The organism is Brevundimonas sp. Root608 (genome assembly GCF_001427825.1).
Taxonomy (GTDB): Bacteria; Pseudomonadota; Alphaproteobacteria; order Caulobacterales; family Caulobacteraceae; genus Brevundimonas.
The window spans coordinates 298076-317085 of sequence record NZ_LMGT01000004.1 but is presented as its reverse complement, the minus strand read 5'-3'; the positions used below and the strand labels follow the sequence as shown (position 1 = coordinate 317085).

Here is a 19010-nt window from a genome sequence, read left to right as displayed (position 1 = left end):
CGGGCGTCAGGCTTAACGAAGGGTTGGGGCGGGTTAGGCCCGCCGCCGGTCCGCACTCCGGTCGACCGGTCAGACCTTCTCCACGAAGCTGTCGATCACCTTCTTCTCCCCGGCCTTCTCGAACGCGACCAGCAATTTGTTGCCCTCGATGCCGGTGATCAGGCCGTAGCCGAACTTCTGGTGAAACACCCGTTCGCCCTTCGACCAATTCCCGCCGGCCTTCGGGTCCGCCGTGGCCAACAGCCGCCCGTCGCCCTCGATCAGCGTATGCCGCGCCGGTTTCGCCGCCGGAGCCCGCCCGGCCGTGAACGACTGCGCCCGCTTCCAGCCCGGCGAGGAATAGCCGCTGCCGAAGGTGGGCATGTCGTCCCAGCGGCTCTTCGCGTCCTTCATGCCGGGGGTGACGCCATAATAGCCGGTGTCGCTCTCGGCCTCGACATGGGCCATGGGCAGTTCGTCGACGAAGCGGCTGGGCAGCTGCGAGGTCCAGCGGCCGTAGACCAGCCGGTTGGCGGCGAAGCTGATGCGCGCGTCCGACTTGGCCCGGGTGACGCCGACGTAGGCGAGGCGGCGTTCCTCCTCGAGACCCTTTTCGCCCTTCTCGTCGATGCTGCGCTGGCTCGGGAAGACCCCTTCCTCCCACCCCGGCAGGAAGACCAGCGGGAACTCCAGCCCCTTGGCCCCGTGCAGGGTCATGATCTGCACCGCGTCGTCGGAACCGCCCCGGTCGAGGTCCATGACCAGCGAGACGTGCTCCAGATAGGCGGGCAGGGTCTCGAACTGCTGCATGGATTGCGTCAGCTCCTTGAGGTTGTCCAGACGCGTCTGGCCGGTGGCGCGATCGGCCTTCTGCATGTCGGTGTAGCCGCTCTCCTCGAGCACGGCCTCGGTCAGCTCCCAGTGGGTCGTGGTCTGGGCCAGGGCCCGCCAGCGGTCGATGTCGCGCACGAAGTTGCTGAGCGCCGTCCGCGTCCGCGCCTGAAGCTCGTCCGAAGTGATCAGGTCGCGGACCGCCGCCATGGCCGACACGCCCGACAGCCGGGCGATCTGCAGCACCTTCTGCACGCTGGTGTCGCCGATGCCGCGCTTGGGCACATTGACGATCCGCTCGAAGGCCAGGTCGTCGTCCTCGGACAGGATCAGCCGCAGATAGGCGTGGGCGTCGCGAATTTCCGCCCGTTCGAAGAAGCGCGGCCCGCCGATGACCGTGTAGGGCACGGCAAGAAGCACGAACCGCTCCTCGAACGCGCGCATCTGGAACGAGGCCCGGACCAGCACGGCCATGTCCCTGTAGGGGACGCCGGCGCGGCGGGCGGTCTCGATCTCGTCAGCGATCAGCCGGGCCTCGGCCTCGCCGTCCCACACGCCGCGCACCCGGACCTTGTCGCCGCTCAGATCCTCGGTCCACAGGGTCTTGCCCAAGCGGTCGCGATTGGCGGCGATCAGGCCGGACGCGGCGCCGAGAATGTGTTGCGTAGACCGATAGTTGCGCTCCAGTCTTACGACCTTGGCTCCGGGAAAGTCGCGTTCGAAGCGCAGGATGTTGTCCACCTCGGCCCCGCGCCAGCCGTAGATCGACTGATCGTCGTCCCCGACGCAGCAGACGTTGCCGGTCGAGGAGGTCAACAGCCGCAGCCACAGATACTGGGCGACGTTGGTGTCCTGGTATTCGTCGACCAGGATGTAGCGGAACCGACGGCGATATTCCTCCGCGATATCCGCATGCTGGGACAGGATGGTCAGATTGTGCAGCAACAGATCGCCGAAGTCGCAGGCGTTCAGGCTGACCAGACGCGCCTGATAGGCCGCGTACAACGCATGGCCCTTGCCGTTGGCGAAATCCTCGGACGGCGGCAGCTTGTCGGGCGTCCAGCCGCGGTTCTTCCAGTGGTCGATCAGGCCGCTGAGCGAACGTGGCGTCCAGCGCTTGGTGTCGAGGTTGGCGGCCTCCAGCAGCTGTTTGCAGACCCGTTCCTGATCGTCCGTGTCCAGGATGGTGAAGGTCGACTTGAGCCCGACCAGTTCGGCGTGCCGGCGCAGGATCTGGGCCGCGACGCTGTGAAAGGTGCCCAGCCAGCGCAGTCCCTCGGCCGAGGGGCCGATCAGATGGGTGATCCGCTCGCGCATCTCGCGCGCGGCCTTGTTGGTGAAGGTGACGACCAGCAGCTCCCACGGCCGGGCCCGACCGGTGGCCAGGATATGCGCCAGCCGGGTGGTCAACACCCGCGTCTTGCCCGTGCCGGCCCCGGCCAGCACCAGCACCGGGCCGTCGACGGTCTCGACCGCCTCGCGCTGTTCGGGATTGAGCCCGGCCAGATAGTCGGGCGCCGACGGCTCCACGCCATTGGGGCCGCGCGAACGGGCCAGGTCGGAAATGCGGGGGGCGGGGGCGTCAGGCAGACTCATCGGCGGAACATAAGGGGCACGGAGCCATATGTCAGCGTCGGCGTGCGCCTCCGGTCGCGGAACCGCCAAGCGTGACCGTCGTTCCGGCTGCATCAGCAATCAGGGAAGGGGTCTTCCATGGCCGACAACATCAACAACACCGGAAGCGGCGGCGGCAACGCCGGCCTGGCCTTCATCGTCGGCGGCATCGTCGTCGTCCTCGCCATCGTGGCCTATTTCGTCTTCGCCCGCGGCGGCGCCCCCGAGACGAAGGACGTCAACGTCGACGTCAACCTGCCCGAAGTCTCGGCCCCGGCCGTGCCGAGCGCGAACTGACCGATGACAGATCCCAACATTCCGCCGCCCGTCGAACCCACGCCGCGGACCGAGGTTCATCACACCACCATCAACAATCCCCCCGCGCGCAGCGGCGGCGGCAGCAGCTGGATCGGCCTGCTGGTCGGCGGCCTCGTCGTTGTGGTGCTCGTCATCGCCTTCGTCGTCTTCTCGCAAGGCGGCGCCAGCGGAACGAAGGACACCAACGTCGACATCGATGTCGACCTGCCGCGGCCCACCCTGCCGGACGCGCCCAAGGTTCCGGACCTGCCCGACATGCCCTCGGTTGAACCGCCGACCGTCCCGGGCCCGGAACGCGTGCCGGAAAACTGATCCGTCAGCGCAGACGGTAGCTGATGGTTGTCACGACCCGGACCTTCTTGTCCGGGGACTGGCTTTCGTCGCCGATCTCGTCGCGGGCGAGGATTTCGAACGACCCCTGGGTCGCCTGCCGGATCGGCCCCAGCGGCGCGCCTGAATCCTGGGCGAACCGCTCGGCGCCGGTGCGGGCGGCGGCTGTCGCCTCGGCGATCATGGCCGGGCGAACCGAATTCAGCTTCGTGAAGACATAGGTGGGGCCGGTGAAGTCCTGCAACACCACGCCCTGCCGCACGAGATCGTTGAGGGCGCGGGTGGTGGCCTGGACCCGGTCCACGTCGGTCGTCCGCACGATCACCGTCTGGGCGAGGATGAAGCGCGGCCCGCCGGTCTGGTTGGCGTATTCGCGCGACCGCGTATCCGCGACCTCAAGCCGGCCCAGCGACACGGCGTCGGCCGGGTAGCCCTGGGCGGTCAGGAAGGTCCGTACGATCGACAGATCGCCGTCGATGCGGCCCTGCACCTCGGACAGCACGTCGCCGGACGCCGTGAAGCGCAGCGGCAGGACGGCCAGATCCGCCTTCACATTGCGCTCGGCCAGGCCGCGGACGCTGACAGCCCGGTCGCCGACCCGCGCGTTGACGATCCCCTGTCCGATGAGGGCGCCGCCGCCCAGCATGCCGAGGGCCAGCAGGCCTCCGATGACCGCGGCGGGGATCAGTTTTTCATTGGCCATGACGACGCCTCCGGGAAGAAGGATGCGCCAACCCCGGCGGCTGTCAATCGGGAGACTCCTGTTCGGCGAAAGACCGATCCCCGCCCGCCCAGGCCAGCGCCAGGAGCCGGCAGGCCGAGGCGAGGGGCGTGCGTCCCCGCCGCTCGTCGATCCGCTTCATCAGGCCGGCCTGCGACAGGCCCGCGGTGGCCGCGATCGCGTCCAGCACGGTCCAGAAGGCGGGCTCGAGCGCCACCGAGGTCGCATGGCCGGACAGGGAGACGGAGCGTTTTTTCAGCATCGGCCGCGGCGGTCCTGCAAGGCGCGATCCTCCACCCGGATGCGCCAGCCGACCAGTAGCGCGTTGGCCAGGCTCCAGACCAGTGCGATCCAGACCTGGCCGAACGCCAGCGGCAGGACGAGGATTTCCAGCGAGGCGACCACATAGTTGGGATGGCGGAGGAAGCGGTAGGGGCCGCGGGTCTCCAGGGGCGCGCCGGCCAGGGTGATGATGCGCGTGGTCCAGAACGGCCCGAGCGTCGCGATCACCCACAGCCGGCCGGCCTGCAGGACGACATACAGCGCCAGCCAGCGGGGATCGGGGACCGTCGACCACGGCGTGACGGTCGCGATCGCCGCCAGCCAGCTGGCGTGCAGGATCACGAACAGCGGATAGTGGCCCGCGCCGACCTCGATCGCGCCTTCGGCCAGCAACCGTTTCGTATTGCGATCCGCCAGCCACAGCTCCCACAGCCGCTGCGCCGCGACCAGGCCGAGCACCAGCCACAGCCACATCACGCATGCACCAGCATCAGTCCGGCCGTGAAGCCAGGCCCCAGGGTCGTCAGCAGCAGCGGCCCCTTCGTCCCGTCGTCCAGCATGGCCCTGAGCACGAACAGCACCGTGGCCGCGCTCATATTGCCGTGGTCGCGCAGGACGTCCCGCGTGTGGGTCAGGGCGCCCTCGGGCAGGTCGAAACACGCCTCCAGGGCGTCAATGACCTTGGCCCCGCCGGGGTGGCAGACGAAGCCGCCCACGTCGGCCGTGGTCAGGCCCTGGCTCGTCAGGAAGTCGATCGCCACGGGCCTGAAGTCATTCTGGACGAGGGCCGGGATGTCGCGGCTGAATACGACCTTGAGCCCGTCGTCGGCCACGTCCCAGCCCATGACGTCGAGACTGTCGGGCCAGGTGTGTTCGCGGCTGGCGCCCAGGGCGGGTCCCGTCGCGTCGTCGCGGCAGCTGATCACGGCCGCCGCCGCGCCGTCGCCGAACAGGGCCGTGGCGACCAGATTGCTCTTGGACCGGTCCTGCGCCCGGAAGGTGAGGGCGCAGAGTTCGACCACCAGCAACAGCAACCGTTCGTCAGGCCGCGCCCGCGCCAGATCCGCCGCCCGCGCCAGTCCCACGACCCCGCCGGCGCAGCCCAGTCCGAAGATCGGCAGCCGCCGCACGTCCGGCCGGAAGGGCATCACCTGCATCAGCCGCGCGTCGAGGGCCGGCGTCGCGATGCCGGTCGTGCAGACCACGACGATGGCGTCGATGTCGCCCGCCTCCAGCCCGGCCTGATCCAGCGCCTTGTCCGCGGCCTCGGCCAGCACCGTGACCGCGTTCTCGAGGAACAGATCGTTGCGCTCGGAGAAGCTGTGCGGCTTCAGATACCACTCGATCGGCACGCAGGAGTGCCGCGTCTCGATCCGGGCGTTGCGATAGATCGGGGCCAGCCGTTCGAAGCCGCCGTGGGTGGTGGCGAACATCTCGGCCCCGTTGGCGGCGACGTCCTCCTGGCGCAGTTCATGGGGCGGCCAGGCCAGGGCGAGGGACTGAAGCCGGGGGGTCGGCGCCGCAGAAGGGGGAGACGGCATTACGGGGCCTTCAAGCAATATTATCGACGTTCACCCAAGCTACGTCGTCCCGTTCCCCCGGGACGCCGCTTTCGCTACACTGCGCCATCCTCCCGGATCCCGCCATGACCATGACCGCCGCCGCCACCGATGATTTCCGCAAGGTCCGCTCCGAGCGGCTGCGCCCGCTGGCGGCGCTGAAGGCGTTTCGCCGACTGATCCGCGACAAGGAGGACACCGTACAGGTGTTCCGCATCATGCAGGCCCTCAGCGGCCGGTCGGTCTCGCGAGGCTACCAGCGGATGCTGTCCACCATGGAAGGCGGGCGCCAGGCCTTCCTGCGCGAGGAACTGGCCCACAAGCTGGACGATCCCGTCTGGCTGGCGCGGTTCGGGCCCGGCACGGTCGGGGCGCACTACCGGGCCTTCCGCGAGGCCCGCGGCTTCACCGCCGACGGCCTGGCCGAGGTCGAGCGCGAGGTGGTGCCCTTCATCGACGCCCCGCACCCGGTCGTCTGGTACTCGCGCCGCCTGCGCGACATCCACGACATCTGGCACGTCCTCACCGGCTATGAGACGGACGCCCTCGGCGAGGCCTGCGTCGTGTCATTCTCTTACGGCCAGACCCGGAACCTCGGCTTCGCCTTCATCGGCTGGGGCGCGGCGCGGGAGATCCAGCGCGAGGCGCGGTCGGTGCCGGCGCGGCGCGCCGTCTGGCAGGCCTGGCGCAACGGCAAGGCCGCCCGCTGGCTGCCCGGACTGGACTATGAAGCCCTGTTCGAACAGCCGCTGGACGCCGTCCGCGCGCGGCTCGGCATCCGGCCGCCGACCGTCTATCAGTCGGTGCCCGCAGAGGTCCGCGCCGGACTCAAGCTCCGCGGCTGACCGCGATTTCAGCTGGCACAAGGTCGCCTTGTGGCAGGCGCGGATAACCCGGCTTGTGTCGCGTCCCGACGCGGTTCATTTGCGGCGCATGTCCTCCCCGGTCGAAATCGCGCCCGTCGCGCGCCCACCCCTGTCCCGGACCACGCTTCTCGGGATCGGCGGCGTGATCATCTGCGCCATGATCTGGGGCACCACCTGGTACGCCATCACCCTGCAGCTGGGATCGGTGCCGCCGCTGGCCTCGATCGTCTGGCGCTTCGGCCTGGCGTCGATCGTCCTGTTCCTCGGCTGCCTGATCGCACGGCAGAACCTCCGCCTGACGCGCGCCCAGCATCTGGCGGCCCTGGGGCAGGGGCTCTTCGCCTTCTCGATCAGCTACAGCTTCACCTACGCCGCCGAAGGCCATGTGGCCTCGGCCATCGTGGCCGTCACCTTCGCCTCCCTGACCTTCCTCAACCTCGTTCTCTTCCGCCTAGCCGCCGGGCAGAAGGCGGCCGCGGCCTCATGGGGCGGGGCGGTTCTCGGCCTGGTCGGCGTCGCCGTGCTGTCGGGCGGCGAGGTGCTCAGCGCGGGTTTCGACGACCGGGCGGCCCTCGGCGTCGGCCTCGCCCTGATCGCCACCACGGCCTCGGCCTTCGGCAATTTCTTCGCCTGGCGGGGCCAGACCCGCGGTTCGGCGGCCATTCCCTCGACCGCCTGGGCCATGGCCTACGGAACCGGCCTGCTGGCGCTCTTTGGCCTGGCCACGGGGGTCGAGTTCCGCATCGACCCCACCTTCACCTACGTCAGCTCGCTGCTCTACCTGTCCGTCTTCGGCTCGGTCATCGCCTTCGGCCTCTATTTCACCATCGCCCGCACCATCGGCTACGCCATGGCCAGCTACATCTCGGCCCTGACGCCGCCGATCGCCATGCTGGTGTCCGTGCTGTTCGAGGGCGCCCATTTCGGCTGGACGGCCCTGGCCGGCCTGATGCTGGTGCTGTCGGGTCAGGCGCTGCTGATCCGCGCGCCCAGGGTCTCGAGCTAGCGGAACCAGCCGCGCTTCGGCTTCTTCGGGGCCTCGGCCTTCTTCGCCATTTCCGCCGTCCGCCGCTCGCGCTCGGCCTTGACCCGCATGGCGACCAGAATCGGGATCAGGCCGTGCCTGATGCGCGGGTCCTGACGCGGGTCAGCCATGCCTCAATCCTCCAGTCTCGATCCGTCCAGCAGCCGCTGAATTCGGGCGCGCTCCTTGTCGGCCGCCGCGCGGTCCGCCTTCGAACGCCCATGGCTGGCGCGGTTCGCCGTGGAGGCGGCCCTGGCCTCGGCCTTCGCGCGCTCCTTGCGCGCCTTGTTCAGATTGACGACCTCGCCCATGCCGGTCTCCGCGATGCAACCCGACCGTCGATCGGGCGATTATTCCCGACAGCGAAACCCGTCAGGAGCTCCCCATGGTAGACCCGTCTCAAATCCGCGAACACCTCGAAGTCGTCGGCTCGGACGGCGAGCACGTGGGCCGCGTCGATCACGTCATCGGCGACCAGATCGAACTGGCCAAGCTGGATCTCGCCGGCGGCTTCAAACACCATATGATTCCCGTCAGCTGGGTCCATCACGTCGGCGAGCACGTGCACCTGAACCTCACCCGCGACGAGGCGAAGGCCCGCTGGACCGAGAAACACTAGACCCACCCGGCTTACCGCGAATTCACGAAGGCCCCGCTGATATCGGCGGGGCCTTCGTCCTATCTATGGCGGGCGTCCGCATGGGACGCGTGGAGACGTCCGCCTTGATCCGCCTGATCCTCAACCTGCTCTGGTTCGTCTTCGGAGGCTGGCTGTCCGGCCTGCTGTGGCTGTTCGGGGGCGCGATCCTGGCCCTGACCGTGGTCGGCCTGCCCTGGACCTTCGCCGCCTGGCGGATCGCCAGCTATTCCTTCTGGCCGTTCGGACGCGAGGTGGTCTGGCGCGACGAATTCACCGGCCAGCACGACATCGGCACCGGCGGACTCGGCCTCGTGCTGAACGTCGTCTGGTTCATCTTCGCCGGCTGGTACATCGCCCTGTCGCATCTGATCATCGCCGTTGCCGAGTTCATCTCCATCATCGGCATCCCGTTCGCCCTCAAGGATCTGGAGCTGGCCAAGCTGGCGCTCGCCCCCATCGGCCGCACGATCCGCGACAAGCCCTAGGTTCAGTCGTCGGCCAGCAGGACGTCGAGATAGGTCTCGCGGCGGTTCAGGAAACCGCGGGTCACCTGAAAATGCTCGGTGTCCTCATACGCGACACGCTCCAGCCCATCGGCCGATGCCTGATAGAGCCACGCGTCGGGGTAGCCGAGAATGATCGGCGAATGGGTGGCGATGATGAACTGCGACCCTCGCAGCACCAGCTCGTGCATCCGCGCCAGAAACGACAGCTGCCGGGTCGGCGACAGCGCCGCCTCCGGCTCGTCGAGGATGTAGAGCCCGTCGCCCATGAAGCGGTTGTCGAACAGGTTGAAGAAGCTCTCCCCGTGCGACTGCTCGTGCAGGCCGGTCTGGCCGGCCCGGCCCGTGCCGGACGCCTCCACATAGCTGGCGGTGGTGAAGAAGCTCTCGGCCCTGAGGAAATAGCCGTCCTTCGCCTTTACCGGCGCGCGCACCGGCCGGATGAAGCGATGCAAAGGCGAATGCGAGGCGCGGGTCGAGAACCGGTGGTCCCGCGATCCCCCCTCGGCGTTGAAGCCCCAGGCGATGGCCAGGGCCTCGATCAGCGTCGACTTTCCCGCGCCGTTCTCGCCGACGAGAAAGGTCACCCGCGGATGGAAGACCAGGATCTCGAGCGCCTTGAGGACCGGCAGGTTGAACGGATAGACGCCGTCGTCCCACCCCTCGCGCCGCTCGAAGCGCGCCTCGATCCAGTAGGGGCGGGTGAGGGCGGTCATGATCAGAAGCCGGTGAACAGCCGGTCGAGCGCGCGGCGGGTGGCATCCTCGCATGCGACCAGTGTTCCCACCTGGCGGCGTAAGGTCCGTCCCTCCACGCCGGCCATCTCGGAAATCACCAGCACCAGCGGCTCGCCATTCAGATCGATGTCGAGCTCCAGACCCGGAACGGTTCCCTGACTGTCGTTTACAGGCGGGGCGACAACTGCATCGTCGAAATCCAGCAGCAGATGGGACGACATAACGACGAGGTAGGGTGCGAACCGCCGGGCCGCTGGCGAGGGGTTCTCGAAGACGTCGAACTGACGCATCACCAAGTCCGGAAATGATCCGAAAGGAGGCCTCGTTCCCGAATCCGGCGGTTGTGATCCTTGATCGCCTCGGCGTTCTCTTCCGCCCAGCGCTTCGCCCGCGCTTCGGCGCCGGCCGGATCGATTTTCTGCAGATGCAGCCGAAGCTGAACCTCGCTCATGCCGGTGATGGAGAGGCCGAGCCGCTGGGCCTGTTCGACCAGTTCCGGCTCGATGCCGATATTCAGCTCGACCTTGCCCATGGACGACAGCCTAACCCGAAACCCGGCTTATCGCCACCAACCCGGGGTAGGCGCCGATCACCCCGGCGAGATCATCTTCTCCGGCCGCACCGCCTCGTCGAACTCGGCGTCGGTCAGATAGCCGCCGCCGACCGCCTCCTCGCGCAGGGTGGTTCCATTCTTGTGCGCCGTCTTGGCGATCTTCGCGCAGACGTCATAGCCCAGCTTGCCGTTGAGCGCCGTGACCAGCATCAGCGAGTTGTCGAGACCACGCTTGATGTTGTCCTCGCGCGGCTCGATCCCGACCACGCAGTTGTCGGTGAACGACACCGCCGCGTCGGCCATCAGCCGCACCGACTGCAGGAAGTTGTAGGCCATCACCGGATTGAAGACGTTCAGCTCGAAATGCCCCTGCGAGCCGGCGAAGGTCACCGCCGCGTGGTTGCCGAACACCTGGACGCAGACCTGGGTCAGGGCCTCCGACTGGGTCGGATTGACCTTGCCCGGCATGATCGACGAACCCGGCTCGTTCTCCGGCAGGGCCAGTTCGCCGAGGCCCGAACGCGGGCCCGAGCCGAGGAAGCGGATGTCGTTGGCGATCTTGAACAGCGAAGCGGCGACCGTGTTGATGGCCCCATGGGTGAAGACCATGGCGTCATGGGCGGCCAGGGCCTCGAACTTGTTGGGCGCGGTGACGAAGGGCAGGCCGGTGATGGCGGCGATCCGCTCGGCCACCTGTTCGGCGAAACCGACCGGGGCGTTCAGCCCGGTGCCGACGGCCGTGCCGCCCTGGGCCAGCTCCATCAGCTTCGGCAGGGTCAGTTCGATTCGCTCGATGCCGTTGGCGACCTGCTGGGCATAGCCGCCGAACTCCTGGCCCAGGGTCAGGGGCGTGGCGTCCTGGGTGTGGGTGCGGCCGATCTTGATGATGTGGGCCCAGGCCTTCGCCTTGGCCTCCAGCGCCGCATGCAGATGCTTCAGCGCCGGGATCAGGTCGTTGACCACCTGTTCGGCGCAGGCGACGTGCATGGCCGTGGGGAAGGTGTCGTTCGACGACTGGCTCATGTTGACGTGGTCGTTGGGGTGGACCGGCTTTTTCGATCCCATCTCGCCGCCCAGCATCTCGATCGCCCGGTTCGAGATCACCTCATTGGCGTTCATGTTTGACTGGGTGCCCGAGCCGGTCTGCCAGACCACCAGCGGGAAATGGTCGTTCAGCTTGCCGGCGATGACCTCATTGGCCGCCGAGACGATGGTCTCGCCGATTTTCGGGTCCAGCTTGCCCAGCGCCATATTGGTTTCCGCCGCGGCGCGCTTGACGACGCCCAGGGCCCGGACGATCGGCAGGGGTTGCTTTTCCCAGCCGATCCTGAAGTTCCCCAGCGACCGCTGCGCCTGGGCGCCCCAGTAGCGGTCCGAGGCGACCTCGATGGGGCCGAAGGTGTCGGTTTCGGTGCGGTTCGTCATGGTCGGCGGGGCTCATCGGACGTGGCGGGACAGTGCGCGGCGGTGTAGCACGGGGCCGCGCGCGAACAAGGCGCTGGGGCGAGGACGGCTGAATGACCGCAGGCTGGATCGGCATCGGAAAGGTCCGCGCCCGCGAGGTCGGCGACGCCGTCGAGATCACCATCGACGGCCTGACCACCCAGGCCAAATACTACAAGCCGCTGGTCTATGAATTCATGCGCAAGGAATGGTCGTCGCGCCCGTCATACGGCGACTACACGGTCGAGATCCTGATGGAGCATGTCGGAGATCCGCCGTGGATGGATCTGGACAACCTGGCCAAGGCCCTGCTGGACGCCATCAAGGGCTATCTGTTCCACGACGACGCCCAGGTCGCCCGCCTGCTGGTCGAACGGCGCGAGGGCGAGCGCGAGCGGATCACGATCCGGGTCTTCCCGCGCCTGTCGATCGGCTGAACCGCAGCGTCGGCAGACGCAGCTGCATCTCGGAGCCGACGAACAGCTGGGGCTCGGAACTCAGATCGACCCCGTGTTCCTGTTCCTTGCGCGTCACGCAGGCCCGCGCTCCCGCCGCCAGCGCGAGGAAGTCCGTCGCCGTCGGCAGCGTCTCCAGTACACAGCCGTCGAACCACGGATAGGTCTCGTCCGCCCCGCAGCCGAACGACGTCCGCTCGCGACTGGCGGCGGTCAGGACCATCCGGTTCGGGGCCGACAGGCCGTTGACGAAAATTCCCGAATAGCAGGCGGAGACGATCACAACCGTGGGCCGCGCGCCGCAGGCTCGCCGGACGATGTTGACCATCATGTCGGGCGTCATGCGCGGGGCGTCGCCGAACACCATGGCCGTGGGGACGCCGTGCGAGGTGAAATACAGCAGACAGCCGGCGTTCCCTCGCGCCGCCGCTTCGTAAAGACCGTCCAGCACGCCCTCGGCCGTGGCCGGATCGGGCGCGTCCGGCCTCAGACTGTAGTCGACCATGGTCGCGCGCGGGAAGCCGGCGGCGAGAAACCCCTTCACCAGATCGCGGCGCGCATTGTCGAAGGCCTGGATCGGCCGGCCGCGGCCGTCGCGCCAGTCGGCGGCGATGATGGCCGAGGTCCAGCCTTCGAACCGGCCGGGCTGGCTCCGCGGGGTCTGGGCCGCCGCAGGGGAGACGAGGGCGATCCACACCGCCAGCACGATGACCAACGCCCGTCCCATGACCGCTTCCCCGGTTCCGACCGGCCGAGGTTAGCCGACGCGTGCGGAAGGGGAAGAGGCTACTTCTTCCGGAACTGGTCCAGCGAGACGACCTTGGGGCCCTCGTCGCCGGTCTCGACAGGTTCGGGGCGGACCGGCTCGGCCGCGGCGACCTCGGCGGCGATGTCCTCGACCGTGGCCGGGGCCTCGAATTGCAGCAGGAACTGCACCGACGGATCGTAGAAGCGGGTGACCGCCGTATAGGGCATGGCCAGGACCTTCGGCATGCCGCCGAACTTCAGCATGACCGAGAATTTCGTCGGCTCGACCTTCAGGTCCCAATACTGATGTTGCAGGACGACCGTCATCTCGTCCGGATATTTGGCCATGACGTCGGGCGGCACGCTGACGCCGGGCGCCCGCGTCTTGAACGTGATGTAGAAATGGTGCGCCCCGGGAATGCCCTCGGGCAGGGCGGCGCGTTCCAGCGCCGAGCGGATGACGCCGCGCAGGGCGTCCTGCGCCAGCTGCTCGTAGTGCATCTCGTCGACTGGAGGGGTTTCGTCGGCCATGGGTCGCCTCGATGGTTCGCGCGACTGATAGCTGCGCCGGACGGCCTGCGAAAGATGGCGACATGGTGAAAGTGCCGGGATTCTGTTGGCAGGCTCCCGGCGGCCCCGCCTGAGGAACTGATCCCCCAGGACTTAAGTGTTCGAAATCACCCGAACCGCTTACGCGGCGAGAGCGACTTCTCCAGCGAAGTTATCGTTCGCAGTTAGAAAATGGCCCGATACGGTGGGCCAGGACGGGCGAAAGCAGTCTTCTTTACACGTCCGTCGATGCTAGTCGGCCCCATGCTCGCTCCGCCGATAACGCGGGGAAGAAATGGTGGAGCCGCCGGGAATCGCACCCGGGTCCGGTCCGCTTATTACAAGCGCGTTTATCGCCATATCCGGAGCAGGCCCCGGCACGATCAATATAGGGCTTCCGGGGCCGGCTTCCAAGGTCTGAAGTGAGGGCCGCGACGGACGTCAGTCCCCGGAGTCCTCCCGCAGCGCCCGGCGCGACGCCTCCAGGGCCTCGCGATAGTGCTCGCCGTCGCCGAAATCGCCGAACCCGGCATAGCGGCCGTGCGCGCCCATCAGCCGCCGGGTGTGCTTGATCGGGCACCAGTACTGTTCGGTGCGCGCCGCGACCTCGCGGACATAGGCGATGACGCCGTTGACATAGGAACAGTAGGCGCAGTTCAGCTTCTCGACCGCGTTCAGATAGGGCAGGCCGGGGCGGTCGAAGATCATGTAGCGGCCCCTCGGGACCTGGGGGATGCCGTAAACGCGGAAGCAGACCGCCTGATAGAGCGACACCCACAGATCGACCACGGCGAAGGGCAGGATCAGCGAATAGATCAGCGGGGCGGTCAGCACGTAAAGCAGCGGCGCTCCGAGGATGTATTTCACCAGGTGGATGCGGCGTTCCTCGAGCCGGCGGAGCGCCTCTTCCTCGAACCGGGCCCGGCCGTGCTCCAGCCCGAAGCGGAAACCCGAGCGCTGTCGCGAGAACTCCGCCGCCAGATCATGCTCCAGCGCCCGGATCTGCTCGATCAGGGAATCGACCCGGTTCGTCATGCGCGCTCCCGAGGTGCGCGCGCGCAACGGATCGGTCCGGGCGACATCACGCTGGCGGATGCGACCGTCGCACCCGGCCCTGCATAGCATCCGCGCCGACCGGCGTCTCAGGGCCCGGGCGAGGGTACCGCATCGGGCCCGGGATGCCGTGTCCATCCGGGCGTCTGGTTCCTGAACCAGGTCAGCTGTCGCTTGGCGTAGTTGCGCGTCGCCTGCCGCGTCGCCTCCACGGCCGCCGCCAGCGTCGTCTCGCCCGCCAGATGGGCGGCGAACTCGCGCACCCCGACGGCCTTCATGGCCGGCAGGTCGGGGTCCAGGCCACGGGCGACCAGGGCCCGGACCTCGTCCAGCGCGCCGCCTTCGACCATCTGCGCCACGCGGGCGTCGCAGCGGGCGTACAGGGCCGGCCGCTCCGGCTCGACGACCAGCCCGGTCCAGGAGCCCGGCGCCAGCAGGGGCGAGGTGTCGGCCGTCCAGGCGCTGAGAGACCGTCCGGTGTGTTCGGCCACGGCCCAGGCCCGGGTCAGCCGCTGCCGGTCGCCGGCCTCGATGCGCGCCGACGCCGCCGCGTCCACCTCGGCCAGACGCGTCCGAAAGGCGGCCTCACCGTCGATGTCGAACATCGCGCCGGCGGCATCGCGGACCTCGACCGGAACATCCGGAATGTCCGCCAACCCCTTTGTGAGTGCTGTAAAATATAGACCCGTTCCGCCCACCAGCAGGACCGGCCGGCCCTGATCCGCCTGCTTGATCAGGTTCGGCAGCACCGCCCGGCTCCAGCGTCCGACCGACCAGGCGTCGGCCGCGTCGGCCACGCCGTACAGCCGGTGTTCCGCCCGCGCTTCATCCTCGGCCGAGGGCCGCGCGCTCAGGACATTGAGATCGGCGTAGAGTTGCTGGCTGTCCGCATTGACGATCAGGGCTCCCGTGCGCTCCGCCATCTCCAGCGCCAGCCGCGACTTTCCCGAGGCGGTCGGACCGGCGATCAGGGTGATGAGGGGGTCGGACAAAATGCGCGCTCGCGGGCAGGGGTCTCCGGCGATAGAACGCGGACCTCGCCCCCGCAACCCGGACTGACCCGCCTTGCCCGACCGCGCTTCCGTAATCGCCGCCCTCGACGCCATCCTGGATCCGAAGACCGGCCAGGGGCTGGTCGCCGCCGGTCTGGTGCAGGGACTGACGGTCGCAGAGGATCGCGCCGGCTTCGTCATGGAGGTGCCGACCGCCGACGCCGCCCTCTATGCGCCCGTCCGGGACGCCGCCGAGGCCGCGCTGAAAGCCCTGCCCGGCATGGCGCGCGTCTCGGTCGTGCTCTCGGCCGAGGCGATCACGGCCCCGACCCGCCGCGCCTCCCTGTCGCCCCAGGCGGTCGACCAGACCCGGCCCAAGGCTCCCGTCGCGACCGACCGGCCGGCCCATGTCCGCCGCGTCCTCGCCATCGCCAGCGGCAAGGGCGGGGTCGGCAAGTCCACCGTGGCCGTCAATCTGGCCGCCGCCTTCGCCGCGCGCGGCCTGTCGGTGGGTCTGCTCGACGCCGACGTCTACGGCCCGTCCCTGCCGACCATGCTGGGCATCTCCGGCCAGCCCGAATACCGCGACGGCAAGATCCAGCCCCATGTGGCTCACGGCCTGAAGGCCATGTCCGTCGGTCTGCTGACCAGGGCCGACGACGCCATGATCTGGCGTGGGCCCATGGCCTCCCAGGCCCTGACCCAGATGCTGACCCAGACGGCCTGGGGCACGGAGGAGGCGCCGCTCGACATCCTCGTCGTCGACCTGCCCCCCGGCACCGGCGACGTCCAGCTGACCCTGATCCAGAAGACGCCGCTCGACGGCGCCGTCATCGTCTCCACCCCGCAGGAAGTGGCCCTCGCCGACGCGCGTCGCGCTCACCGACTGTTCGAAAAGGTCGGCGTCCCGACCCTGGGCCTGGTCGAGAACATGACCGGCCCCGTGTTCGGTCAGGGCGGGGCGAAGGCCGAGGCGGAGCGCCTGTCCACTCCCTTCCTCGGCGACCTGCCCCTTGATGCGGCCTTCCGGGAAGGCGGCGACGCCGGCGCGCCTGTGGTGGTCAGCCAGCCTGACGGCGACATCGCCCGTCGCTTCGCGGCACTCGCGGAACGGGTGGCAAGAGCCTTGGGTCTGCTCTAGTCCCGCGCCATCTCTGGCTGTACCGCCCAGGACCCCGTGGACAGCGTGGACGAGTCCACCTTTGTCCGAGGCATATTTCCGGTTGTGTCATCGCGAAATTCACCTATCGATGTTGACGCGGATTTCCCGCATCAGGAGAAGATCATGCTCAAGAAGGTTGTGATGGCCGCGATGATTGCGGCGTCTTCCATCGTGACGCTTCCCGCCGTCGCCCAGACGCCCCCAATTCCCGCATGCGCGGTAAACTGCGTCTTCATCGACACTCTGGACGGCGGCTACTGGATTTGTGAAGTGCAGCAAGACTGCGTTGAGTAACCACGGATGGTAGGTCGGCCGCCGGGAGACGTCCCGGCGGCGATTTCCTCGGCGGCCTGCCTCTGGACGCCGCCCGCTTCGACGGCATGGCCAGGGCCCTCGCGGAAAAACTCGGCCTCTGAGGGTTTCCAAACGAAACTGTAATCGCCACCTTGTCGGTTCCAGTCACTCGCGAGCCGCCCATGTCCGTCGACGCCCTGTTCCGTCCCTTCGAGGTCAAGTCCCTGAAGATGCCCAACCGCATCGTCATGGCGCCCATGACCCGCTCCTTCTCACCGGGCGGCGTCCCGACCAGCGATGTCGCCGGCTACTATCGCCGCCGGGCCGAGGGCGGGGTCGGTCTGATCATCACCGAGGGCACGGTCGTCGAACGCCCCGCCGCCCGCAACGACGCCGCCGTCCCCGTCTTCCACGGCGAGGCCCTGCCGGAATGGAAGAAGGTGGTCGAGGACGTCCACGCCGCCGGCGGCCTGATCGCGCCCCAGCTGTGGCACGTCGGTTCGGCCCGCGGGCAGGGCGCCGACTGGGCTCCGCTGGGCAAGGTCGACAGCCCCTCGGGCCTGACCAGTCCCGGCAAGCGCGGCCTCGAGCCGATGACCGACGAGGACATCACCGACACGATCTCAGCCTTCGGCCGCTCGGCCCGCGCCACCCGCGAGCTCGGCTTCGACGCCGTCGAGATCCACGGCGCCCACGGCTATCTGATCGACCAGTTCTTCTGGTCCGGCCTCAACGATCGGGCCGACAAATGGGGCGGCGGGACCATCGCCGACCGCGCCCGCTTCGGGGCCGAGGTGGTCAGGGCGGTGCGCGAGGGCGTCGGCCCGGACATGGCCGTGATCCTGCGCCTGTCACAGTGGAAGTCGCACGACTTCGCGGCGAAGAACGCCCACGACCCCGCCGAGCTCGAAGCCTGGCTGGCCCCGCTGGTCGAGGCCGGCGTCGACGTCTTCCACTGCTCGCAGCGCCGCTTCTGGGAGCCGGAGTTCGAGGGTTCGGACCTGAATTTCGCCGGCTGGACGAAGAAGGTCACCGGCCTGCCGACCATCACTGTCGGCTCGGTCGGCCTCGACGGAGAGTTCATCGCGGCCTTCGGCGGCGCCGGCTCCAAGCCGGCCTCGCTGGACGGCCTGATCGAACGGCTGGAGCGCGACGAATTCGACCTCGTCGCCGTCGGCCGCGCCCTGCTGGCCGATCCCCACTGGGTCGAGAAGATCCGCGACGGCCGTCTCGACGAGCTGAAGGACTTCGAACGCTCGGCGATGGCGACCCTGTCCTGACCGCCCTAGGATGGCGGGAATGATCCTCGCCGTCCTGATCACCACCCTGTGGCTCAGCGCCATCATCGGCGCCCGCTATCTGCTGATCGCGGGCGCCGTCTGGCAACTGCAGTGGGGCCGCAAGGCCGGCGTCGGCCGCCGGCTCAACCGCGACCGGCCGTCCCGCCGCCTGATGCTGCGGGAGATCCGCTATTCCCTGGTCTCCACGCCGATCTACGCCTTTCCCGCCGCCATCGCGCTCGAGGCGTGGAAGGCCGGCGGCACGCGGCTGTATCTCGATCCCGCCCTGCATGGCTGGGGGTGGCTGCCGGTCAGTTTCGTCGGTCTGCTGCTGATCCAGGACGCCCACTACTACTGGACCCACCGGCTGCTGCATCACCCGCGGCTGTTCGCCTTCGCCCACGCCGGCCATCACCGCAGCCGCGAGCCCAGCCCCTTCGCCAGCTTCGCCTTCGACCCCATCGAGGCGGTCGCCACGGCCTGGCTGCTGCCGCTGCTGGTCTTCCTGATCCCGGTCAATATCTGGGTCGTCGTCGCCCTGCTGGCGGTCATGACCGCCGCCGCCGTGATGAACCACTGCGGCTGGGAGATATGGCCCGACCGCTGGGTGCGCTCGGGCCCCGGCGCCCAGCTGATAACGGCCACCCACCACAGCCGCCACCACACCCATATGAAGACCAACTACGGCCTGTATTTCCGGTTCTGGGACCGGCTGGGCGGGACGGATGCGATGCCCGAGCCTCAGGCCTCGGCTTCGACCACCACGGCGGTGCCGTAGGCCAGCACCTCGGTGATCCCCGGCATGATCTCGTTGGCGTCGTAGCGCATGGCCAGGATCGCGTTGGCGCCCATCTCTCGCGCATGGGCGACCAGTTCGTCATAGGCCTCCTGACGCGCCGTCTCGGCCAGCTTCACATAGACCCCGACCCGGCCGCCGAAGACCGACTGCACCCCGCCGACCATGTCGCTGATGGCGTTGCGCGACCGCACGGTGATGCCGCGGACCACGCCCAGGGTCTTCACCACGCGGTGGCCGGGCGCGTCATTGGTGGTCACGATCAGCATGGGCGGTCTCCTG

At 68.5% G+C, this 19010-nt stretch carries 27 protein-coding genes and 1 other RNA gene; 11 read left to right on the top strand and 17 right to left on the bottom strand.

Going from position 1 to position 19010, the window contains the following annotated elements; all coding sequences use genetic code 11:
* Positions 1-69: 69 nt before the first annotated feature.
* Entirely contained in the window at positions 70-2406 is a 2337-nt protein-coding gene (locus ASD59_RS07945; protein WP_055830557.1) for an ATP-dependent helicase, read from the bottom strand.
* A 117-nt stretch (positions 2407-2523) separates the two neighbouring features.
* On the opposite strand from ASD59_RS07945, the gene ASD59_RS07940 reads away from it, so the two are divergent.
* Entirely contained in the window at positions 2524-2721 is a 198-nt protein-coding gene (locus ASD59_RS07940) for a hypothetical protein (protein ID WP_055830555.1), read from the top strand.
* Positions 2722-2724: 3 nt separating this feature from the next.
* Positions 2725-3054 (top strand): hypothetical protein, encoded by a 330-nt coding sequence (locus ASD59_RS07935; RefSeq protein ID WP_235561757.1) that lies wholly within the window; start codon positions 2725-2727, stop codon positions 3052-3054.
* 4 nt (positions 3055-3058) lie between these two features.
* On the opposite strand, the gene ASD59_RS07930 is transcribed toward ASD59_RS07935, so the two are convergent.
* The 4 genes from ASD59_RS07930 to ASD59_RS07915 are packed head-to-tail and all read right to left on the bottom strand — an operon-like array spanning position 3059 to position 5616.
* Positions 3059-3775 (bottom strand): SIMPL domain-containing protein, encoded by a 717-nt coding sequence (locus ASD59_RS07930; RefSeq protein ID WP_055830553.1) that lies wholly within the window; start codon positions 3773-3775, stop codon positions 3059-3061.
* 43 nt (positions 3776-3818) lie between these two features.
* The gene (locus ASD59_RS07925; protein ID WP_055830551.1) at positions 3819-4055 is read right to left on the bottom strand and encodes a ribbon-helix-helix domain-containing protein; all 237 of its coding nucleotides are present in this window, start codon (positions 4053-4055) and stop codon (positions 3819-3821) included.
* Complete coding sequence (locus ASD59_RS07920; RefSeq protein ID WP_055830549.1) at positions 4049-4549, bottom strand: isoprenylcysteine carboxyl methyltransferase family protein; 501 nt, start codon at positions 4547-4549, stop codon at positions 4049-4051. Before ASD59_RS07920 ends, ASD59_RS07925 begins: the two co-directional genes overlap by 7 nt.
* Positions 4549-5616: a type III polyketide synthase gene (locus ASD59_RS07915; RefSeq protein WP_055830547.1), complete on the bottom strand. Its 1068-nt coding sequence runs from the start codon at positions 5614-5616 to the stop codon at positions 4549-4551. The genes ASD59_RS07920 and ASD59_RS07915 overlap by 1 nt, the downstream gene beginning before the upstream one ends.
* Positions 5617-5720: 104 nt before the next feature.
* On the opposite strand from ASD59_RS07915, the gene ASD59_RS07910 reads away from it, so the two are divergent.
* On the top strand, positions 5721-6479 hold the full coding sequence (locus tag ASD59_RS07910; RefSeq protein ID WP_055830545.1) for a Coq4 family protein: 759 nt from the start codon (positions 5721-5723) through the stop codon (positions 6477-6479).
* 163 nt (positions 6480-6642) lie between these two features.
* Positions 6643-7506, top strand: a complete 864-nt coding sequence (locus tag ASD59_RS07905; RefSeq protein WP_235561756.1) for an EamA family transporter — start codon at positions 6643-6645, stop codon at positions 7504-7506.
* On the opposite strand, the gene ASD59_RS14235 is transcribed toward ASD59_RS07905, so the two are convergent.
* Positions 7503-7655 carry a hypothetical protein gene (locus ASD59_RS14235; RefSeq protein ID WP_156376973.1) on the bottom strand — a complete coding sequence of 51 codons (153 nt, stop codon included), beginning with the start codon at positions 7653-7655 and terminating at the stop codon, positions 7503-7505. The genes ASD59_RS07905 and ASD59_RS14235 overlap by 4 nt on opposite strands.
* A 3-nt stretch (positions 7656-7658) precedes the next feature.
* Complete coding sequence (locus ASD59_RS13920; protein ID WP_082560113.1) at positions 7659-7835, bottom strand: DUF4169 family protein; 177 nt, start codon at positions 7833-7835, stop codon at positions 7659-7661.
* Between the two features lie 74 nt (positions 7836-7909).
* Here ASD59_RS13920 and ASD59_RS07900 point away from each other — a divergent pair, with 74 nt between their 5' ends.
* Positions 7910-8143, top strand: coding sequence for a DUF2171 domain-containing protein (locus tag ASD59_RS07900; RefSeq protein ID WP_055830544.1), 234 nt, complete (start codon positions 7910-7912; stop codon positions 8141-8143).
* A gap of 104 nt (positions 8144-8247) precedes the next feature.
* Positions 8248-8649, top strand: coding sequence for a YccF domain-containing protein (locus ASD59_RS07895; RefSeq protein ID WP_055830713.1), 402 nt, complete (start codon positions 8248-8250; stop codon positions 8647-8649).
* A 2-nt stretch (positions 8650-8651) separates the two neighbouring features.
* Here the strand turns inward: ASD59_RS07895 and ASD59_RS07890 are convergent, their stop codons facing one another.
* From ASD59_RS07890 to fumC, 4 genes are read right to left on the bottom strand one after another with little or no spacing between them, the layout of a single operon-like run.
* On the bottom strand, positions 8652-9383 hold the full coding sequence (locus ASD59_RS07890; protein WP_055830541.1) for an AAA family ATPase: 732 nt from the start codon (positions 9381-9383) through the stop codon (positions 8652-8654).
* Positions 9384-9385: 2 nt separating this feature from the next.
* Positions 9386-9694, bottom strand: a complete 309-nt coding sequence (locus tag ASD59_RS07885; RefSeq protein WP_055830539.1) for a CcdB family protein — start codon at positions 9692-9694, stop codon at positions 9386-9388.
* A complete protein-coding gene (locus ASD59_RS07880) occupies positions 9694-9936 on the bottom strand; it encodes a type II toxin-antitoxin system CcdA family antitoxin (protein ID WP_055830537.1) in 243 nt (80 codons plus the stop codon). Before ASD59_RS07880 ends, ASD59_RS07885 begins: the two co-directional genes overlap by 1 nt.
* Before the next feature lie 57 nt (positions 9937-9993).
* On the bottom strand, positions 9994-11382 hold the full coding sequence (gene fumC, locus ASD59_RS07875; RefSeq protein ID WP_055830534.1) for a class II fumarate hydratase: 1389 nt from the start codon (positions 11380-11382) through the stop codon (positions 9994-9996).
* 92 nt (positions 11383-11474) lie between these two features.
* Between fumC and ASD59_RS07870 the strand changes: the two genes are divergently transcribed.
* On the top strand, positions 11475-11837 hold the full coding sequence (locus tag ASD59_RS07870) for a RusA family crossover junction endodeoxyribonuclease (RefSeq protein WP_055830532.1): 363 nt from the start codon (positions 11475-11477) through the stop codon (positions 11835-11837).
* On the opposite strand, the gene ASD59_RS07865 is transcribed toward ASD59_RS07870, so the two are convergent.
* The 5 genes from ASD59_RS07865 to miaA form a co-directional block, all read right to left on the bottom strand.
* Positions 11800-12582: a C13 family peptidase gene (locus ASD59_RS07865; RefSeq protein ID WP_055830530.1), complete on the bottom strand. Its 783-nt coding sequence runs from the start codon at positions 12580-12582 to the stop codon at positions 11800-11802. The genes ASD59_RS07870 and ASD59_RS07865 overlap by 38 nt on opposite strands.
* Before the next feature lie 59 nt (positions 12583-12641).
* The gene (locus tag ASD59_RS07860) at positions 12642-13133 is read right to left on the bottom strand and encodes an SspB family protein (protein WP_055830528.1); all 492 of its coding nucleotides are present in this window, start codon (positions 13131-13133) and stop codon (positions 12642-12644) included.
* Between the two features lie 70 nt (positions 13134-13203).
* Positions 13204-13569: a transfer-messenger RNA gene (gene ssrA / locus ASD59_RS13915) on the bottom strand.
* A gap of 23 nt (positions 13570-13592) precedes the next feature.
* The gene (locus ASD59_RS07855) at positions 13593-14186 is read right to left on the bottom strand and encodes a hypothetical protein (protein ID WP_055830526.1); all 594 of its coding nucleotides are present in this window, start codon (positions 14184-14186) and stop codon (positions 13593-13595) included.
* Positions 14187-14293: 107 nt separating this feature from the next.
* A complete protein-coding gene (miaA, locus tag ASD59_RS07850) occupies positions 14294-15196 on the bottom strand; it encodes a tRNA (adenosine(37)-N6)-dimethylallyltransferase MiaA (RefSeq protein WP_055830524.1) in 903 nt (300 codons plus the stop codon).
* A 73-nt stretch (positions 15197-15269) separates the two neighbouring features.
* Between miaA and ASD59_RS07845 the strand changes: the two genes are divergently transcribed.
* The 4 genes from ASD59_RS07845 (at position 15270) to ASD59_RS07835 (ending at position 18710) form a co-directional block, all read left to right on the top strand.
* Entirely contained in the window at positions 15270-16337 is a 1068-nt protein-coding gene (locus ASD59_RS07845; RefSeq protein WP_055830522.1) for an Mrp/NBP35 family ATP-binding protein, read from the top strand.
* 144 nt (positions 16338-16481) lie between these two features.
* Complete coding sequence (locus ASD59_RS14230; protein WP_156376972.1) at positions 16482-16652, top strand: hypothetical protein; 171 nt, start codon at positions 16482-16484, stop codon at positions 16650-16652.
* Positions 16653-16834: 182 nt separating this feature from the next.
* The gene (locus ASD59_RS07840; RefSeq protein ID WP_055830520.1) at positions 16835-17932 is read left to right on the top strand and encodes an NADH:flavin oxidoreductase; all 1098 of its coding nucleotides are present in this window, start codon (positions 16835-16837) and stop codon (positions 17930-17932) included.
* A gap of 19 nt (positions 17933-17951) precedes the next feature.
* The gene (locus tag ASD59_RS07835) at positions 17952-18710 is read left to right on the top strand and encodes a sterol desaturase family protein (RefSeq protein ID WP_055830518.1); all 759 of its coding nucleotides are present in this window, start codon (positions 17952-17954) and stop codon (positions 18708-18710) included.
* Here ASD59_RS07835 and ASD59_RS07830 read toward each other — a convergent pair.
* The gene (locus ASD59_RS07830; protein WP_055830516.1) at positions 18674-18997 is read right to left on the bottom strand and encodes a YbjQ family protein; all 324 of its coding nucleotides are present in this window, start codon (positions 18995-18997) and stop codon (positions 18674-18676) included. The two genes, ASD59_RS07835 and ASD59_RS07830, sit on opposite strands and share 37 nt — an antisense overlap.
* Between the last annotated feature and the right edge of the window lie 13 nt (positions 18998-19010).

Excerpts from the sequence above, each read along its gene's own strand:
- ASD59_RS07840 (WP_055830520.1), top strand. The coding sequence starts at position 16,835 with ATGTCCGTCGACGCCCTGTTCCGTCCCTTCGAGGTCAAGTCCCTGAAG.
- ASD59_RS07900 (WP_055830544.1), top strand. The coding sequence starts at position 7,910 with ATGGTAGACCCGTCTCAAATCCGCGAACACCTCGAAGTCGTCGGCTCG.
- ASD59_RS07885 (WP_055830539.1), bottom strand. The coding sequence starts at position 9,694 with ATGCGTCAGTTCGACGTCTTCGAGAACCCCTCGCCAGCGGCCCGGCGG.
- ASD59_RS07945 (WP_055830557.1), bottom strand. The coding sequence starts at position 2,406 with ATGAGTCTGCCTGACGCCCCCGCCCCCCGCATTTCCGACCTGGCCCGT.
- ASD59_RS07830 (WP_055830516.1), bottom strand. The coding sequence starts at position 18,997 with ATGCTGATCGTGACCACCAATGACGCGCCCGGCCACCGCGTGGTGAAG.
- ASD59_RS07935 (WP_235561757.1), top strand. The coding sequence starts at position 2,725 with ATGACAGATCCCAACATTCCGCCGCCCGTCGAACCCACGCCGCGGACC.
- ASD59_RS07920 (WP_055830549.1), bottom strand. The coding sequence starts at position 4,549 with ATGTGGCTGTGGCTGGTGCTCGGCCTGGTCGCGGCGCAGCGGCTGTGG.
- ASD59_RS07915 (WP_055830547.1), bottom strand. The coding sequence starts at position 5,616 with ATGCCGTCTCCCCCTTCTGCGGCGCCGACCCCCCGGCTTCAGTCCCTC.
- ASD59_RS07880 (WP_055830537.1), bottom strand. The coding sequence starts at position 9,936 with ATGGGCAAGGTCGAGCTGAATATCGGCATCGAGCCGGAACTGGTCGAA.
- ASD59_RS14235 (WP_156376973.1), bottom strand. The coding sequence starts at position 7,655 with ATGGCTGACCCGCGTCAGGACCCGCGCATCAGGCACGGCCTGATCCCG.
- ASD59_RS07865 (WP_055830530.1), bottom strand. The coding sequence starts at position 12,582 with ATGGGACGGGCGTTGGTCATCGTGCTGGCGGTGTGGATCGCCCTCGTC.
- ASD59_RS07835 (WP_055830518.1), top strand. The coding sequence starts at position 17,952 with ATGATCCTCGCCGTCCTGATCACCACCCTGTGGCTCAGCGCCATCATC.
- fumC (WP_055830534.1), bottom strand. The coding sequence starts at position 11,382 with ATGACGAACCGCACCGAAACCGACACCTTCGGCCCCATCGAGGTCGCC.
- ASD59_RS07910 (WP_055830545.1), top strand. The coding sequence starts at position 5,721 with ATGACCATGACCGCCGCCGCCACCGATGATTTCCGCAAGGTCCGCTCC.
- ASD59_RS14230 (WP_156376972.1), top strand. The coding sequence starts at position 16,482 with ATGCTCAAGAAGGTTGTGATGGCCGCGATGATTGCGGCGTCTTCCATC.
- ASD59_RS07870 (WP_055830532.1), top strand. The coding sequence starts at position 11,475 with ATGACCGCAGGCTGGATCGGCATCGGAAAGGTCCGCGCCCGCGAGGTC.
- ASD59_RS07860 (WP_055830528.1), bottom strand. The coding sequence starts at position 13,133 with ATGGCCGACGAAACCCCTCCAGTCGACGAGATGCACTACGAGCAGCTG.
- ASD59_RS07890 (WP_055830541.1), bottom strand. The coding sequence starts at position 9,383 with ATGACCGCCCTCACCCGCCCCTACTGGATCGAGGCGCGCTTCGAGCGG.
- ASD59_RS07925 (WP_055830551.1), bottom strand. The coding sequence starts at position 4,055 with ATGCTGAAAAAACGCTCCGTCTCCCTGTCCGGCCATGCGACCTCGGTG.
- ASD59_RS13920 (WP_082560113.1), bottom strand. The coding sequence starts at position 7,835 with ATGGGCGAGGTCGTCAATCTGAACAAGGCGCGCAAGGAGCGCGCGAAG.
- ASD59_RS07930 (WP_055830553.1), bottom strand. The coding sequence starts at position 3,775 with ATGGCCAATGAAAAACTGATCCCCGCCGCGGTCATCGGAGGCCTGCTG.
- ASD59_RS07855 (WP_055830526.1), bottom strand. The coding sequence starts at position 14,186 with ATGACGAACCGGGTCGATTCCCTGATCGAGCAGATCCGGGCGCTGGAG.
- ASD59_RS07940 (WP_055830555.1), top strand. The coding sequence starts at position 2,524 with ATGGCCGACAACATCAACAACACCGGAAGCGGCGGCGGCAACGCCGGC.